This is a genomic window from Paenibacillus sp. RRE4 (genome assembly GCF_031844205.1).
In the GTDB taxonomy this organism is placed as follows: domain Bacteria; phylum Bacillota; class Bacilli; order Paenibacillales; family Paenibacillaceae; genus Paenibacillus; species Paenibacillus xylanexedens_B.
In genome coordinates this window covers 174,516-192,575 of the sequence record NZ_JAUZUT010000001.1, presented here as the reverse complement: position 1 = coordinate 192,575, position 18,060 = coordinate 174,516, and the positions used below count along the sequence as shown (strand labels likewise).

Genomic DNA, 18,060 nt, shown 5'->3' with positions numbered 1-18,060 from the left:
GCACGTCAAGGGAAAGTGACGCAGCAGGGGGCGAAAAGACGGTAAAAGATGCACTTCAGTAGGTTTCAAGACACGTCCCAGTAAGCAACTGAGGCTTGTAAAACCATGATAGAGGATAAACCTTTAGTGAATCTTAAATCAAATCTCACACCATATGTTCTGCGTAGATGCTGGTTCTCCGATTTTCCAACGAACATCCATTTATATGAAATTTTTTACGCAAAAATTAAGATGTGATTCAAAGGTTCCGGTTCATAAGTCCTATTTTAGTAGATAAACCTAACATTAATATGTCGAAATAACGATATAAGTGAGGAGTAGAACTTACCTGGATTTCATATACGTGAATATTAAAATGAGTATCGTTTAGTATTTTTATTTTTTCCGTAGCACCATAAAAGCATTTCCAAGCCATTGAGGAAGTCCATTCATTGTAATGGTAAAGACATACGCAACGTATACGACGTCCAGGTGAAGTCCTTTTAATTTTACAGGAGGAGTGAATGACCTTGTTTAAAAAGCTTCGCTGGAGTACCATGCCATTTTTCGTCAAAAATCTGATCATTTCATTCGGGAGCATCGCTCTGATTGGAATTATTCTGATCACTGCAGCTTATCAGTTGCAAAAAAGCATACTAATCAAGCAACTGCAAGATCAAGCCGAGATTACAACCTTGAAATGGTCTCAGGATCTGGACACAAGTCAGGTCGAACAAGCCACATCCGAAAAGAGTTATTCCGATACATATCAGAGTAAACTGCGGGAGTATCTGGATTCCATCCACACCTTTAATCCCAATATCGCGCAAGCTTACATTTTCAGTTCGCAGCTGGACGAAAATAACGGAGCTCCCATTTATGCGATTCCAACGAGTCTGGTCGAACCATTCGAGAAAGACAAGTATTTGCCCGGCACAAACTATCCGTTATCCAAACAGATTGAACATGGTATAGATGATATGAATGCAACGGGTAAACCTGCATTTAGTGATTTTTATACCGATGATTTCGGTACATGGACAACACTGATGTATCCAATCAAAAAAGCAGACGGCTCCATCTACGCAGCTCTATACTTTGATGTCGATGCAAGTGCAGTCCCTAACGGACTTAACAAATTGCTTATGTACGGCTTGATGTACCTGGTTGGTTTCCTGATTCTGTTCATGGTACTGCAATTTATTATGCTGAAAAAAACCATGCGCCCGATTCGTGACCTTATGAAAGGCATTGAAGAAGTAAGCACAGGTAACCTGAACGTTGCAATTCGGACAGGACACGATGATCTCGGGGTAATCAACGAGAAGTTTAATTCGATGATTGATCGTTTTAATACTACGCTTTTCAAGGTAAAGAATACGTCTCTTCATCTCTCGAATTCGTCCAGAGAACTGCTGGATATTTCGGCGAAAAACAATGATAACATTCAATCCATCAGCACCAACATCCGTGAGATCTCTACAGGTCTGGTGTCTCAGGACAAAGCAACGGTAGAAAGTGCACGCGCCATGACCGAGATGTCTACCGTAGTGCAGAACATTGCCGGAAGCTCAGCCGAAGTAGCCGATGAAGCGCTCAGCATGGAGCAGCGTTCGAATAGCGGACATGAAATTATGAAACAGGTGATTGATCAGATGGGGCTGATCTCAAGTGCAGTCCAGAACACCTACGCGTCAATTCAATCCTTGGAGAACCGTTCTAATGAAATTAGTAGCATTGTCGGTATCATTACGGATATCGCTGGTCAGACGAACCTGCTCGCCCTGAATGCTTCCATTGAAGCAGCACGCGTTGGAGAAGAAGGACGCGGCTTCGCAGTCGTGGCTGGAGAAGTCCGTAAACTGGCGGAACAGTCCCAAGAATCTGCAACTCAGATTCGTGCGTTGATCGATGAGATTCAGCGGGATATCGGACAATCGGCAGACGCGATGGAACGTGGTTCAGAAGAAGTGCAAAAAGGCCTCAACGTTACGCGTGAAACGGGTGTTTTCTTCGAAGATATCTTGACGGCAACCAACAAAGTCGCGAACCAGATTCAGGACATCTCCAGCTCCACCGAGGAAATCTCGGCAAGCACGCAAGAAATGTCCGCGACGGCAGACGAGTTGTCCGCAAGTGTCAGCAAAGCAGCCAGCAGCACCAAACTCATCGAGAACTCCATCACCGAACAGGAAACTTCCATGGCTGCCATCGTCAGCGCATCCGACGAATTAGCCGAAGTATCCGAGCAGTTGCAAGAACTCATCTCGTTCTTTAAGGTGAAGGAAGCGTAAACTGGGGAGCATTATATATTCCCGGGTATACCGCGGATGAGAGAAGTACAGATTATGCGGTGGTTGTAAATTGTATTGCATAAGAACCCATAGAAATTGCGGGGAATTGCAGGCATATCACCAAGTGCTGATCATAGGCGGTATGCGCCATAGAAGTAAAATGAAACCAAGGCTTGAGTGTTTGTGCACTCAAGCCTTGGTTTTTTCTAGCTTGCTCTGACATTGCATTCTAATTCTAACGATCTCAGGAGACGCTATTTGCCTGATTTTCTGCTTCATAGAATTCTAACGATCACCAGAAACCTTATTTGTTTCAAACACCCTGTTTTCCGTCGTTTTCTGCTGTATTTCTTCCAAATAACGTCTGTGGTGATCGTTAGATTTGGAAAAGGTCATAAACTGACCAAATAAGCTCTCCTGTGATCGTTAGCGCTCATCCGAGACTAGTTCATCGTATCTGCTATACTGCTCAAGCTGCTTCTAACTTCCTCAACGCTTCGATAAGCGCCAGCAATCTTAACCAGCTTCCATTTCTTTTTCTGCTTCAAGTAATGCAACGTCACCGCACTGGGCAAAAGGCATACTCGCTCATCACCCATTTCGAACCATTCCAGCTGCATTCCCACATTTGCCGCAAAACGTTGAATACCTTCCACTGTCTCCATTGCAGCTAATTTAGAAGTAACTAAAGTAGACTCTACTGAACCTGAATCTAAATCTGACTCTGACTCTACATCTATTTCTGTCGCTACTCCTACGCTGTTCCCTACTTCGGCCCAAACATCCACACTATCGAACAAATAACTTCCGTCCGTCCGGAATGTCATATTTACCGTATATCCTTTGTAATCCAAGCTGACTACTTCCAGTTTCTCTTTTTCCACACTCCATACTTCATCCGCCTGCGCCTTGGCCTGCTCCAGAGTGATCTGAGCATCTGCTGGTAAACATTGCGATAACTTCCCCTTTTGCACGTACTCTTCCAAAGAGATCGCGCCGATAAGTGACTTGGTTTGCTCGTTATTCATCGTTGTTGTCAGCACCTTTCTGAGTCTGTTGGTCAAGAACACACGCGTATAATTTCAATCCATGCATTCGTGTAGAGTGCGACAACAACCGCAAACTCACGAAATTCCCCGTCATTGCCATTTCAATCCACGCACTCGTGTAGAGTGCGACAGCGAAAAATAACGTATAAACATTTTCGTAAATGAAAATCTTCCGTAATTCCGCACTTTCTAACTATGATTTCACCTTATACAAAGCAAATAAATAATTCAATAATATGTTGCCAAAAGGGAATAAACAAAACTAAAAATGGTGCGAATCCCCCAGGAAATCATGTGAGCTTGGCATTCGCACTCAATCACTCTCATTAGAATTCAGCTTATTTATATGGAAATACTAGTATTTATTGAGAACGATCTAGTTTAAACCTCCTGTCTTACCGTTCCACAGTCCACAACAAAACATCTGTAAGAAATGTCAAAGTAGCCGTTCCAAACAATTGCTCTTCGTGGAATGGGCAGAGCAGAACTGCAAGTAATACATATTAGCCCACCTCTATCTTTATCTATTTTTACTCCGCTTTTACTTGCTCTTCTACAGAAATGAACAGATAAAGACGCTCGGTCAGGTGCAATATCCTGTCTGGGCGTCTTGTTTTATGGTGTAACTCTTTTATTTCAGGTATCCTTTGGATTTCCAATATCGCTTCGCAAAGGATTCAACGGCATAGGGCAGTTCCCCATCGAGCAAATCCCTATTCGCTTGCATCAGCTCTTTGCTTCCATGCTCCAGCAATTGAACGGCATGTAGTAATTGGGGACCACCTATATAATGTAGTTCAAGCAATAACGGCTCTTCCTCATCCTCTTTCTCCTGAGCCGAGTATTCAATTAACACAACTTCCGTGCCGTCCGCATGCTGGTGTAGCGTATAGAAGTATTTCTCGACCTTCGTCTCCCCTTGTGTATCCGTATACTCTCTACCAATACGCAGCATAGCTGGCTGGGGAACATCATTATACATTTGACCTGCTTGTCGAAATGCAAAGTAGAAGTCTTCAATCCACAACCCATGCCGGTCATCATCATAATAATCGTCATAAGGCTCCACGATAGGTAACGCTAATAAATCACGAATACGTTTCGGCGAAATCAAGGTGCGGGCATACTGGTAATTCGATACGGACTGCAGCAAGGTATCCCATCCACGGTTGCTTAACTGCTGAATATTCGAAGGTGAGTCTTCCGTAAATACGCTCCATTCGGAGTTCTCACTGTTCACATAACGATATGCGCCTGAGATCATCCAGATAGGAGTGCCCCCTTGCTCGGCAAGTTCATTAGGAAAGCTTGAAGATTGGTCTGCTGGCTCTATTTTGAGCAACAATGCACAGCCGTGGTCGTCTTGAAAATACAGACTCCGGAAATAGCCTTCGGTATACTCATCCCCGTAGACAGAACCTCGGCAAAACTTTCCATCTACCCAAAACTCATAGCTATTCAGCAACTCACCCTCCTCTCTTACAGGTAATAATGAAGGGTGAGTAAGACGCTCAATGTTCGCAGCTGTGAACTGATGATCTTCGAACCAATCCGGTACATCTGGCGCTAGTTCTGCGGCAAAAATATACTCTCGTTTAATGATAGGCTGTCCCTGCTGTAGCCTCTTTATCATCTCTTCTCGCCATGGAAAAGGCTCTTCTGTATCTTCGTCAATTACACACTCGGGAACAAATAACTCCAGCATGTCAAAGCCTTGCCATGGTCCGAGATCCTCCCAATCTTCAAGCTGACGCTTCACTTTCCGCTGTCCTTGAATCTGAATTCCATATTGCTCTGTACTTACTAGTAGCCCACCTTCTACGTTGCCTCTCACCGTCAATTCTCCATGGTTGTAATCTCCCCAGAACATATCCTCCACATAAAGATTACCTGTAATATATATTTCCTGCCCCCCCACGAGCATATAAGGCGTTGTAAGATCACCAAGCACAACCAGGTTAGAAGAGGCCGCGTCGGATTCTGTGTTTCCAATATAACGATCAACGATCAGATTTCCCTCCACCATAATTAAAAAAGGCCCCTCATCCAGCAACAGTTCATTGACATGAAGATCACCTGAATGCAGCCATACTTCCTCGGCATCAAATTCACCATCATGCGCTTCATTCTGTGTATACATCCAGCTTTCGTGAGGCAACCTCGTTTTGATATCGGCAAAAGTAACCTTTTGACCTATGTGATGTATGGACATGTCCTGACACTCCTCATCGGTTGATATACTACGGATAACATCTTCCAAACTTCTAATCTTCGAAACTCCGAATCTATTGGCAGCGTGACTAACCAGTTTAATTATACTAGAGGAAATTGAGTTGAGCTTTCTGCTGACTAATACTTTTGTAACGCTCTAATCTCCGTTGAAATCTCTCTTCTTCACGCCTAGCTTCATTTGGTACGCGCATTATCTTGATCCACTTCGAATTGCTTTTGAACAATGGTAGTAGCGAACCAATGAGGGAATACTTTTACCTTGTCGTTAGTTTTGAATCTTTTAACAAATTCCGATTGATTGCTCAGAGTGAGTAGCCGATTGTTCATTTTGATACCGACTACCCTCTATGATTTCAATCCACGCACTCCATACGGAGTGCGACAGCGAAAAAACACGTATAGTACATACCTATACGTCACAAAACTACGTTTTTACACTACTATTCTATGTGTTCCCGCCAACAAATTCAATCTTTTTCCAGCTCAATGATGCCAAAAGGTATCAAAATGCACTGTTTTCACTACTTTCAAGGTGCGAATCCCCCGGGGTTTTCATGTGAGCTTCACATTCGCACCGCATAAATCACTTTCTACTCTCTACTTAATCTTCCTACGTTTCTATGTACCTCCCCTCCTACTATCCTTTTCAAGTCTCCTCCTTTCCCTACTCCTCCAACTTCTCCCCACCCCACCATCACAACGTTCACTTTCCAAACTATGACATAGATCACATCCATCCTCATACACAAGTGCTACATTAAATAACGACCAACTGACCAAAACAGTAAAATGGTCAATCGAAAGGTTAGGTTCATCCTTTTCAAAACCAGTCATAATTGCTTCAACCTGTGCTTCAACCAGCTTCACCATTTTCAAAAGTTTCTACTGCTTAACACTGCTTCTTGTGTTTTACCCGCTTCACCCATTACACACGTCAGCCCCCAAGGAGGTGCATAGCCGTGAAAACGATAGATCGAAGGCAACAGGTGATGGACTCTGCCGAGAAATCCTTTGCCTTGTTTGGCTACAAAGCCACAACGATGGAGCAAGTGGCGAGACTGGCCAATGTGGGCAAAGGAACGATCTATACCTTTTTCGAGAACAAAGAAGAATTGTTTGATGAGATCCTGCGCTCGATTATTGCAGACATGAAACGGATTACGGAGCAGACGGTGAAGGAAGAACACTCTTTTCTGGATAACGTGCATCGGAGTATGGACTCGTTGCTGGAATATCGGGAGGAGCATGAGCTGCTGATCAAGCTTTTCCAAGAGGTTAACGATTTCGGAACACCCCAAGCGAGAGAGGGTCTGCAAAAAGTAGAGAAAGCCATTCTCGAATACCTCGAGCGTCAAGTGAGTCGGGCCATGGAATTACAGCAGATTCGTACCGACGATCCCAAGCTGGTCTCGTTTGTGCTACTGAAGTTATACGTCGGCCTAACATCCGATTGGAATAAAGCGCATCCTACTTTGCACAAGGATCAGATCAAAGCGTTTGTGGGCCTCTTTCTCAAAAATGGATTATCCCCCACCTAGAGAAACGCCCGCGGACGCGCACATACCATACTAAATAGAAAAACAAGGGATAAGCGTAAGATAGGGAGAGAACATCATGAAATCATTTCGTGTATTTGGGCAGGATCTGAAATCCGCCTTCAAGAAACCAAAAGTATTTATTCCAATTCTCGTTGTACTGTTCATTCCCGTGTTATATAGCGGACTGTTTCTGAACGCCTTCTGGGACCCATATGGCAAAATGAATGAATTACCTGTAGCCGTGGTCAACACGGATCGGGGTGCGGTTTACAATGACAAATCGCTAGAAGTCGGCCAGAATCTGGTCGATGAGCTGAAAAAAAGCGATGATTTTAACTGGCAATTCGTCACTCGCAACCAGGCAGAACAAGGCATGAAGGACAACAAATATTACATGACCATTGTCATTCCGGAGGACTTTTCCGCCAAAGCAACTACCCTGATGGATGAGCATCCGGCTCCGGCTGAGCTGATCTACGAGCCCAACGAAGGCTACAATTTCCTTGCAGGTCAGATCGGGGGCACGGCGGTCAAACAGATTCGCTCCAAAGTCTCTGCCAAAGTCACAGAATCATATACCGAAACCCTGCTGGATAAGGTCGAGAAAATCTCGGACGGTTTGGCGGATGCCGGAGATGGCGCAGGTAAGATTCATGATGGAGCAAGCAAATTAGACGAAGGGGCGGCTACGTTAAAAGAAAACCTGGCGAAACTGGCTGACGGTGCAGGCAAGCTGCAAACCGGCGCCGTTTCGTTAAAAGAAGGCACAGCCACCCTCGCCAAAGGCACAGGTGATCTTCACTCCGGCGCGAGCACATTATCCAGTGGTCTCGCACAATTAGCTGCTGCCGGCACCAAGTTGGGTGACGGCGCAACACAGGCGGCAGCTGGCAGCAAACAGCTGCATGCCGGTATCCAAGCTGCTCAAGAAGGCGCGTCCAAACTGGACGCCGGACTCGCAGCTACCGAACAAGGCAGTGCCAAGTTGACCGCCGGACTGCAAACTTCCGTGGAGGGCAGCGGCAAAGTCAGCGAAGGCGCCAAAGCGGTCGCCCAAGGCCTCGCCCAATTAGCAAAGTCCAATCCCGAACTGGCAGCCAGCCCCGCTGTTCAACAGCTACTCGCAGCTAGCCAGGCCGTTGCCGCTGGCAGTGAGCAGGTATATCAAGGCGGACAGCAGCTCGTTGCCGGAAGTCAGCAACTGCAAGCTGCACAGCAACAATTGCATCAAGGCAGCAGCCAGTTGGTTCAAGGTGAAGAGCAGCTAGTAGAAGGCGCAGCACAGTTATCCGGCGGACAAGAAAAGCTGAGCGCCGGGCTTAACCAATTCAATGCTAAATTGAACGAAGCCGCCGCTGGCGGTGCCAAACTGGCAGCAGGTTCAGAGCAATTGAATGCTGGAGCAAGTAAGCTTTTGTCTGGCGTAAGCCAGCTGGAGGGCGGAGTTTCCACCCTTACGGACGGATCTCATAAGCTGGCTGATGGTGCAGGTAAGCTACAAGAAGGCACGATCAAGTTAACCGACGGTTCCGGTAAACTCGCCACCAAATTAAACGACGCTGCGCAGCAAACGAGCAGTGTCAAAAAGACCGATGAACTAGTAACGATGTATGCCGAACCGGTTCATGTCGATGAACATAAATTAAACGAAGTGCCCAACTACGGCACAGGTTTTTCGCCCTATTTTCTCTCACTCGGATTATTTGTCGGTGCGTTGATTGCTACGCTGGTTGTGCCAACACGTGGTAGTAGTGTAAGTGACGCAAGTGGCTGGAATCGATTTGTCAGCAAAACCCTTGCGTTTACCATCATGAGCGGCGTTCAATCGTTGCTCGCTTCCGGGCTGGTATTGTACGGGCTTGGCTTGAAGGTACAGAGTGTGCCGTTATTCCTTTTGTTCAGTTTTGTAACGAGTCTGAGTTTCATGTACATCATTCAGGCATTGGTAACTTGGCTGGAGAATCCGGGACGGTTCATTGCTATCCTGTTGCTCATCTTCCAACTCACCACCAGCGCGGGAACGTTCCCACTGGAACTCATTCCGAACTGGCTGAAAGTGTTCAATCCATGGTTACCAATGACGTACTCCGTAACGGGATACAAAGCGGTCATCTCCAGCGGACAATTCGGCGTCGCCTGGGATCAGATTGGCATTCTGTGCATCTTCGCCGTTCTCGGTCTGGTCGGTACGTTAACGTATTTCCTGAAACATCGCACGGCCCGAAACGAAAGTCTTGGTAGTGAAGCTGTGCTTCAAGCTTAGGCCAGAGATTCTGATTTGGTATAGAAATGTAAAAGGCATATCCATTGTTCTGACTCGCTTCATCACAGCAAGTCTGACACAAAGGATATGCCTTTTTAGTATGCTTTTGTCAATTTGCTTTTTTAACTAATATGATAGCCTTTGCTGATTTCACGTTATACGCCAAAAGATTTTATACTTATCGTCAGGCTCTCACAACATGTTCTTCAACAAACTTTAGAAACACTGCTTGCATGGAGCCGAGCGTAAGCATTTTTTTGATGATGCTAAACCGATAATGAATACCATGAGACTGAAATGACCATATCGACGCCAACGAAACCCCGGATTTGAGTCGCTGTTGCTCCAGATCTGAAAGGGGTATTCGAACCATTTGGACAACTTTGGAAGAAAATAAATTAAGGAACAAAATTTTAAGCACGTCATGATTGATCAGCAATATAGCTCGAGTTGTCGTTGAGGAAATCCCTTGTGATGTAACGTAACAGGCCAGCATATCGGCTTCTTTGTAAGGTTCGATTAGTCGATCTATTAAGTTTCTAGTAATCAGCAGCATATTGATCGTACTCCTAATATGTAAAATACACCCGCAGTCAAAACTATAACACTAAAGACTGCATCAACCAACCGGCTCACAGTTTTATCAAAAATAGTGGTGCGTGTCTCTCGGGTAGAGTATATGAACTGGAGGTTTCTCCCACCTATATTTTCTCTGGGGAACGTTTCGTTCTAAATGAACACTAGTATGGGCGATCTCCGGTTTGCCAGATACCAGATTCACCCGACTGTGGACGATCTCCGGCTTCCCAAATTCTAACGATCACCAGAGACCCTATTTAACCCTTTTCAGCCATTTTAAAATTCTAACGATCACCAGAAACCTTATTTACTTGAAATACAGCGATTCACGCTACATTTTGAGGATTTCAGCCCAAATAGCGCTCGTGGTGATCGTTAGATTTTCAATGGTCGCTGAAATCGCAAAATAAGCTCCTGTGTGATCGTTAGCGTGTTAGGTGTAAGCGAAGCCGGGAAAATCAGACATGATATCTAAAGTTCCATATCCTATTTCGATCCACGCACTCTAAACAGAGCACGACTCGTGATCGGGACGGATAATGACGCGGCTGGTGAATTTCAATCCACGTACTCTATACGGAGTGCGACAACTCTCGTGATGTAAAACTGCCGTCACTCTTAATATTTCAATCCACGCACTCCATACGGAGTGCGACCGATGGATTCACACGAGTGGCACATGAGGTCATTATTTCAATCCACGCACTCCATACGGAGTGCGACATTGATCCGATTTACGAGTTGCTATCCTACGAGGAATTTCAAACCACGCACTCCATACGGAGTGCGACGTAGGAACAACGCGACCCGAAAATAAACCGAAAAGATTTCAAACCACGCACTCCATACGGAGTGCGACAGCAAAAAAACACGTAATAAAAGCATAGATTGTATACTTTATTACGTGTTCTCGTTTAATTCATACACTAATTAGTTTCATCTTAATATAAAAAACCTAAAATATTCAAGGTAAATTGCCAAAAGGGTTCAAATTAGCCTATGGTCAGGTGCGAATCCCCCAGGGATTTCATGGGAGCTTGGCATTCGCACCTGTTTTACATCACTTTCCACCGTTACTCTTCCATATCCACCCGTTTCAAAAACGTCTGGGTACGTGCGAGCTTTGGTGCACCAAAGAGTTGATCTGGCGGGCCTTGCTCGGCAATTTCGCCATTGTCCATGAAGAAGACGCGATCCGCCACATCGCGAGCAAAGCTCATCTCGTGCGTGACAATCATCATCGTCATGTTTTCCTGTGCCAGTTGCTTGATGACGCGAAGTACTTCTCCCGTCAGCTCCGGGTCGAGAGCCGAAGTCGGCTCATCAAAGAGCAGGATATCCGGTTGCATCATCAGAGCGCGGGCAATCGCTACGCGCTGCTTCTGTCCACCGGACAGATTCGACGGATAAGCATCGGCCTTGTCCGATAGTCCAACCTTGGCAAGTAATTCCGCACTGCGGCTACGAATGACTTTGGTACTCTCTTTTTTCAACGTCTTCGGTGCGAGTTCCAGGTTCGCCTGTACAGTCAGATGCGGAAACAAGTTAAAATGCTGAAACACCATGCCCATACGATCGGTAATCTTCCGAATCTCGGCAACCCCTGCGTACCTTCCATCGTCCACCAGCGACTGATTCTGAATGCGAATCGTTCCGCCCGTAACGTCTTCCAGGTGGATCAGGCTGCGCAGCATCGTGCTTTTCCCCGAACCGGAAGGTCCAATAACTGCAATCACTTCCCCTGGCTCCACGTTAAAAGAGACTTGTTTCAGCACATCCAGCGTGCCAAATGATTTTTTCAACTGATTTACTTCTATACTATAGGTCATATGCAGACAGTCCTTTGATTGAACAGATTTGATTTATTCATACGAAAAACGCTTCTCCAGAACCTTGAATAACAAGGTAAGCACCAGAGTCATAAGCAAATACATAATCGCCGCTACGAAAAATGGAATGAGTTGCAAGTCCCGATTCACTGCGGCTTGCGCATAATAGAGCAACTCGGGTACAGCTACAGCGTAGAGCAATGCCGTATCCTTAACCAGCGTAATTGCCTCATTTGCTGTCGCTGGCAGTACTACCCGAACCATCTGTGGAATGATGACCTTCGTCATGGTCTGCCACTTCGTGAGTCCAAGCACTTTGGCCGCTTCATGCTGCCCTTTATCAATGGACAATAATCCGCCCCGGAAGATTTCGGCGAAGTAAGCTGCATAGTTCAGAATAAATGCGATGGCCGCTGCAATGAAACGATCAAAGACCAGATACTCTCCGATGACTGGAAGTAATGGAAGGCCGAAACAGAAAAATAATACTTGCAAAAGTAACGGTGTCCCACGCATTACATAGACGTATGTGTGTGCAATCCACGCCAGCGGTTTGAACTGGCTCCGCATCGCCAACGTTACCGCGAATCCTAGGGGTACCGATAGCACAATCGCAAGTAAAAATAAGAAAATCGTCGTTTGTGCACCTTCCAGCATCGGTTTTATAATCGTTGAAATATAGTCCCAATTCATGAATTAGTTCTCCTCTAATCTGTTAACCCCGCACTCCTTGGAAGCATATCGCTCCAGCATGGAATACGGGGTCATCGTTTTCGTGAGTACAGTTTCCCCAACTAGGAAAAGCTCACATCATTATTTGTCAGGTGTGTTTCACCTGGCTACTTTCCAATTCGCAAATTCAATTCTAAATGATTCTTCTTACTTCAGAACCTTATCCTCACCAAGCCATTTCTTAGAGATTTCAGCGGCTTGGCCGTCCGTGTTCAGCTCATCCAGCGCATTTTGCAGCTGATTGAGAAGTTCTTCATTGCCTTTTTTGATCCCGATGCCATATTGCTCTGGCGCCAGCGATTCGTCCAGCAATTTGAAGGTGCCTTCTTCCTTCGACATATAATATCTTGCGACCACTTCATCAATGATGACTGCGTCCAGACGTTTCGTTTTCAGATCAGTCAGCGCCAGTACATTATCTTTGAATTCGGAAGCTTTAACTTTATCCTTTAGAGGACTTGCCGCCAGCGCATCTGCCGCTGAGGACAGTGCCTGCAATCCTACATTTTTGCCATCCAGTTCATCCAGCTTCGTAATCGGGGAGTCTGCCAGAGTAATCGCCACCTGACTGTTCTCCAGATAAGGCTTGGTGAAAAGCACTTTCTCTTTGCGCTCGTCTGTAATCGTGTATCCGTTCCAGATCATATCGATCCGGCCGCTGTTAAGCTCCGACTCTTTGGAAGACCAATCAATCGGCTGGAAAGTCACCTTTTTACCCATTTTCTCCGCAGCTGCACGGGCATAATCAATGTCGAACCCGACAATTTCATTCTTCTCATCCCGGAAGCCCATTGGAGCAAACTTATCGTCGATCCCTACAATGATCGTATTCTCGTCTTTACTTGCCGAGCTGGAACAGCCCGCCATAATGATCATACATATGCTAATAAATAATAGTAGAATTGCTTTCTTTCTCATCTCTCGTACCCCTCCATGTCTATGACCAAGCTCAAACGCTTTAGTTCGTTACCACGTTATCAGAGCCTTATAATAACATAGCATGAGAGAAGAGTCGAGCACCTTGCCCATTTCCAGCGAATTCAACCCTAAGAATTGTCAACAATTTGTGAAAATAAAGCCCGCACTTCAGCCGGTTCCACCAGCTTCTCGCGAACGGTAGAATCCCAGCACTCCGGCTTCTGTAGCGCATTAAGCTCTGTTCCAGCCCATCGCTGCGCGAGCTTACGTTCAAATACAACCCGTGTGTCTTTGAACTGGTAGACAATCTGTTCCAGATTATCGATCAGTACAAAGTTTGCAAGAGCGTTATACACGAGGATTCGATCAAGTTGCACCGCATCCATCTCATCTGTATTCACACTGTAATTAATCTGAGCGGTCAATGTCTCAGGAAACAGCTGATAGCCATCCAACTGCTCATGTAACGGCAGATTCTGATTCAGATGACTTAGATTAGAGAAATTCCCCATGTATGCATTCTGATATTTGGCCAAGGCGGTAAAATCATGCGTCAGCGGGCTATTCTGCTCGGCTTCATATCGACTCTGTTCTGCCGCAATTTTAGGATTAATGAACCCTTCCACCACGACAAGACCCAATAACCCGATAATAAATAAGGAAACAATCCACAGATTTTTCCTGTTCATATGCCATCACTCACTTCATATTTGCTAACGATCCGGTATGCCCGGTGAATAACCAACGGAATGAGGATACTAAGTAGCGGTAACGCAAAAGCAAACAAAATGACAGCGAGCTGGTAGGGTCCATTCACCTGAAAGGGTCGGTTAAACCAAATATTGCTTCCAAACCGCAAAGCCGCCTGCGTACCCCAAAGCGCAAGTACGACTGCCGCCCACAGCCACCATGCTCTGCGTTGCCACTGCTTCAAAATGGGCATACGAATCCGCGTTGTATGATCTGGATTGGAAGATCCATTGCCATTCTCCCTGTTGCTCATCAAATAAACGACATAAGCAGCGCCCACAATCAGGCTAATGATCAAAAGCAGATTGTTCAGAGCAGCACCGCCCAACATCACTCGTGTAGGAATCGTGATAATCCAGGCAACCAGGCTGTAGATCAAGGTCGATTGCCACAATGCTGTCCAGTAAGGAATACGTTTTACGAGTCGGTAATCACTCATGAATTGTTCCATACCATCCATATGCTGTATCGCTGTCTGGAAAGCTTGCTCCTCGCTCATGCCTTCGGCCAGATAATCATCTATTCGTGCGGCGAGGTTGCTGCGAATTTCTTCTTTCAACTCCCGATGCTCCAATGTATCCTGTACACCTGCAAACAAACTCTCCAAATGCCGATTCATCCGTCTTTCGAGCGTCATCCTTACTCATCTCCTTCTTCACTGGTGGCAATCATGCAATCGATTAAGGTTTTGGCTGCATGCCAAGCTTGAACCTGTAATTGATAAACTTCATGTCCTTGGCTGGAAATCCGGTAGTATTTCCGCCTTCCGCCCTGCGTCTCCTCACCCCAATAAGACTCCACGTACCCACTCTTCTCCAGCCGTTTCAGACTGGAATACAGCGTCGGCTCCTTGAGTTCAAACTGCTCCCCGCTTTTGCGATATATTTCCTTAATAATGCCATATCCATAGTTGTCTGCCGGAATAAGCACACTCAAAATAATGGGATCAATATTGCCCCGAATCAGGTCACTGTTAATCACTTGTACATCCATCTGTGCGTCTCACCGCTCTCCCTCTTACTCTGAGTATACTATAAGACATATTACTATGTCTGTAAAGGTAATATGTTGTGCATTGTAATTGAATTTATGTTCTTCTCTACCCCTTTGTTTTCCCATTCGCAATTTCCCTGCAATCCAAAAAAAACAAAAAGACGAAGCAGCCCTATTGCTGCTCCGTCCTCATTTCCTCTTCTTTTCCGCTTCTTTCTCTCTGTAATCTAAGTCAGATTATCAAGCTGTTATACTGCCTCATTCATGCTGTCATTTCCATCAGCAAACTTACCATCTAGCTGTTTGATGCTTTTGCGCTGGTTATTGTTATACCTCTGTACTGACTATTTTCCCCCGCATCCTCTACTGTTATCACACTCTCTACTGCTGTACCTTCTCCCGATCCTTGCCTTTGTCGGACTCACCTGCGTTTTTATTCGCGGCCTCCCGATCTTCCTGCATCTCTTCTACCGTTTTGACCTTCAGACGTGCAGCGCCTTCGTATGCCTTGGTTGGAATAAGATCGTCCTTAGCAAGTCTCTCTTCTGCAGCTGTAATCGCGTCACCGTACTGTGGCAACCACTTCGCCTGTGCAACCAGCATCTCATCGACCATCTGCCAGATTTCCTTCGGATTACAAACCGCGCCTACCAGCGGGTCCATCATAAATGCCTGTCGCAACAGCTGATCGTCCCCATGCACTGCAGCTTCCACCGCCAGACGTTGCACGGATATGCTTACATTACACACCGCCGCTGGGCCAAGGGGCAGTTCGCCGATATGCGGCATCGAGATGCCGTTACGATCTACATAACCCGGTGCTTCGATGATGGCATCATCCGGCAAGTTGGAGATCACCCCGTTGTTCACCGTGTTAAAATGACCCCGATACACACGTCCCGTCTCCAGACTCTCTATGATATAGGAGCCGTGCTCTTCGCCGCGTTTCTCCGGTAAATACTGCATCGGATCATCCTTCATCCAGTTTGGAAAATCCGTTTCGAACCAGTTGCGGCCCTCTGTACACACGCGTAGATATCCACCCGTTTCACCGTTAATCCAGCTTCCCATGTCAATCCAGTCATTAATCTCTTCAGGACGTTTGCGATACCATGGCACATATTCACTTAAATGACCATTGGATTCCGTACTGTAATAACCAAAGCGGCGCAGCATATCGATCCGAACTTTCTCCGTCCGGTTGTACTCGGGATGCTTCTCAAAAGCTTCCAGCAAACCTTCGGTAAGATCCCTGCCTTTGTGGGACGCCTGAATATACCATGTTTGATGATTGATACCTGCACAGACAATATCCACTTCACTCTTTTGCAGTCCGTACACTTCCGCAATCTGTTGATGTCCATGCTGAACGCCGTGGCATAGTCCGATCGTGCGCACACCACCGTATTTGTTACAAGCCCATGTCAGCATTGCCATTGGATTCGAGTAATTCAGGAGCAATACATCCGGCGCACTCTGTTCGCGAATATCTTTGCAGATTTCAAGCATCTCGGCGATTCCGCGCTGTCCATACATAATGCCGCCTGCACACAGCGTATCCCCGACACATTGATCCACCCCATATTTGAGCGGAATATCGACATCGGTTGCAAAAGCTTCCAGTCCCCCTACACGAATCGTACACAGAACATACTTGGCGTCTTTCAACGCTTCTCTCCGATTGGTTGTCGGCTGAATCCGAATATTCAATCCGTTCTCTCGGATATCCCGCTGGCACAGCTCGGTGACCATGTCCAGATTATGCTGATTAATATCGCAGAATGCGATCTCGATGTTATTAAATTCCGGTACGGTGAGCAAGTCACGCAACAATCCCCTTGTAAAACCAATGCTTCCCGCCCCGATAAACGCCACTTTAAACGACATGTACATGTCCTCCCGTAATCCGAACCTTCCGGCTTCGGTTAATGACTTGCTTCATGGGTTTATTGTAGCAACAGAGGTAAGGAGAGCGTTATCAAAATCATGACCTGTTCAGGAGCATGGTGTCAAAAATCCTAACTTAATTCTCCTATTCCTTTGATATTCACTTGTATCTTCTTACATATTCGATGAATACCTGCTAAACTCTGAAACGATGAACCGGCCGTGTCTCCCCTACAGCCGGCTGTAGCTAATGAGTTGAATACCTTGTGCTGTCACATATTCCCGTAGCGCGGGATTGATCAACACCGCAAGATCATGCTCACGCTCATCTACCAGAGATGAGATGCTGCGCAGTTCCTCATCCGCATAACCTGGATGTCCAGCAATCTCAACAATATTTTCCGTATCCTTATACTGATTCAGTACCCCGCGCAACCATGATTCCTGCAGAGTAGGCATAGCTGGATCACCACACAATATATCCGTAGTCCGAATCCCCGCATCCACAAGCTTGCCGTTCAACTCCGGAGATAAGATATCATCTCTTCTCATGGGAACGTTATATTCCCGAGCCAGTTCCATGACCAAGTCAAGCATTTGTGCATCTTTCACACTCACCCCATGATGGGTATCCAGATGATTCAACGTTAACCCGGAAGCCAGAAACTTCTCGATCTGTGCCTTCAACTCCGCGCGTACTTCCCCGGGATCATAGGTCGAAGGAATAAGTCCAGGTTTTCGATAGAAACGGCCCGACTCGTCCACGATACTCTGAACAGCCGAAGCTTCCAGCACAGGGGTCATGAACGTCAAGTTCAGATGAACCCCCATAGCCGTAATGCCCGCTTCAAGGGCCATAACGCTACTCTTCTCAAAATGTACCGAATTCACCAACGCCGAGGTATCTGTAATCAGACCGTGTTTCATTCCATGAAGGATGCCTTCGCTCACTCTCAGCGTGATACCGTAATCATCTGCGTTAACAATCAGCTTCATCTTGCTCTACTCCTCTCTGAT

The 18,060-nt window shown here is 46.1% G+C and carries 14 protein-coding genes; 3 read left to right on the top strand and 11 right to left on the bottom strand.

What is annotated here, in order from left to right; translation table 11 throughout:
- Window positions 1-503 precede the first annotated feature (503 nt).
- The gene (locus Q9R46_RS00845; protein ID WP_260984837.1) at window positions 504-2,273 is read left to right on the top strand and encodes a methyl-accepting chemotaxis protein; all 1,770 of its coding nucleotides are present in this window, start codon (window positions 504-506) and stop codon (window positions 2,271-2,273) included.
- A 443-nt stretch (window positions 2,274-2,716) separates the two neighbouring features.
- Here the strand turns inward: Q9R46_RS00845 and Q9R46_RS00840 are convergent, their stop codons facing one another.
- Entirely contained in the window at window positions 2,717-3,301 is a 585-nt protein-coding gene (locus tag Q9R46_RS00840; RefSeq protein WP_311278593.1) for a hypothetical protein, read from the bottom strand.
- A 652-nt stretch (window positions 3,302-3,953) separates the two neighbouring features.
- Window positions 3,954-5,534: a hypothetical protein gene (locus Q9R46_RS00835; protein WP_311278592.1), complete on the bottom strand. Its 1,581-nt coding sequence runs from the start codon at window positions 5,532-5,534 to the stop codon at window positions 3,954-3,956.
- Window positions 5,535-6,513: 979 nt separating this feature from the next.
- Here Q9R46_RS00835 and Q9R46_RS00830 point away from each other — a divergent pair.
- Window positions 6,514-7,092: a TetR/AcrR family transcriptional regulator gene (locus Q9R46_RS00830; RefSeq protein WP_311278591.1), complete on the top strand. Its 579-nt coding sequence runs from the start codon at window positions 6,514-6,516 to the stop codon at window positions 7,090-7,092.
- Between the two features lie 76 nt (window positions 7,093-7,168).
- Entirely contained in the window at window positions 7,169-9,355 is a 2,187-nt protein-coding gene (locus Q9R46_RS00825) for a YhgE/Pip domain-containing protein (protein ID WP_311278590.1), read from the top strand.
- Between the two features lie 184 nt (window positions 9,356-9,539).
- Here Q9R46_RS00825 and Q9R46_RS00820 read toward each other — a convergent pair whose 3' ends face one another.
- From Q9R46_RS00820 to Q9R46_RS00780, 9 genes are all read right to left on the bottom strand, one after another.
- Window positions 9,540-9,911, bottom strand: a complete 372-nt coding sequence (locus Q9R46_RS00820; protein ID WP_145333100.1) for a hypothetical protein — start codon at window positions 9,909-9,911, stop codon at window positions 9,540-9,542.
- A gap of 1,096 nt (window positions 9,912-11,007) precedes the next feature.
- A complete protein-coding gene (locus tag Q9R46_RS00815) occupies window positions 11,008-11,763 on the bottom strand; it encodes an amino acid ABC transporter ATP-binding protein (RefSeq protein ID WP_311278589.1) in 756 nt (251 codons plus the stop codon).
- 33 nt (window positions 11,764-11,796) lie between these two features.
- Entirely contained in the window at window positions 11,797-12,456 is a 660-nt protein-coding gene (locus Q9R46_RS00810; protein WP_090917706.1) for an amino acid ABC transporter permease, read from the bottom strand.
- Window positions 12,457-12,642: 186 nt separating this feature from the next.
- A complete protein-coding gene (locus Q9R46_RS00805; protein WP_090917704.1) occupies window positions 12,643-13,413 on the bottom strand; it encodes an amino acid ABC transporter substrate-binding protein in 771 nt (256 codons plus the stop codon).
- Between the two features lie 128 nt (window positions 13,414-13,541).
- Window positions 13,542-14,102, bottom strand: coding sequence for a DUF4825 domain-containing protein (locus Q9R46_RS00800; RefSeq protein ID WP_311278588.1), 561 nt, complete (start codon window positions 14,100-14,102; stop codon window positions 13,542-13,544).
- Complete coding sequence (locus tag Q9R46_RS00795; RefSeq protein ID WP_311278587.1) at window positions 14,099-14,800, bottom strand: permease prefix domain 1-containing protein; 702 nt, start codon at window positions 14,798-14,800, stop codon at window positions 14,099-14,101. Before Q9R46_RS00795 ends, Q9R46_RS00800 begins: the two co-directional genes overlap by 4 nt.
- Before the next feature lie 2 nt (window positions 14,801-14,802).
- Window positions 14,803-15,156 carry a PadR family transcriptional regulator gene (locus Q9R46_RS00790; RefSeq protein ID WP_311278586.1) on the bottom strand — a complete coding sequence of 118 codons (354 nt, stop codon included), beginning with the start codon at window positions 15,154-15,156 and terminating at the stop codon, window positions 14,803-14,805.
- Window positions 15,157-15,537: 381 nt separating this feature from the next.
- Window positions 15,538-17,043: an alpha-glucosidase/alpha-galactosidase gene (melA, locus tag Q9R46_RS00785; protein ID WP_311278585.1), complete on the bottom strand. Its 1,506-nt coding sequence runs from the start codon at window positions 17,041-17,043 to the stop codon at window positions 15,538-15,540.
- A 231-nt stretch (window positions 17,044-17,274) separates the two neighbouring features.
- On the bottom strand, window positions 17,275-18,039 hold the full coding sequence (locus Q9R46_RS00780) for a ChbG/HpnK family deacetylase (protein WP_311278584.1): 765 nt from the start codon (window positions 18,037-18,039) through the stop codon (window positions 17,275-17,277).
- Window positions 18,040-18,060: the final 21 nt, after the last annotated feature.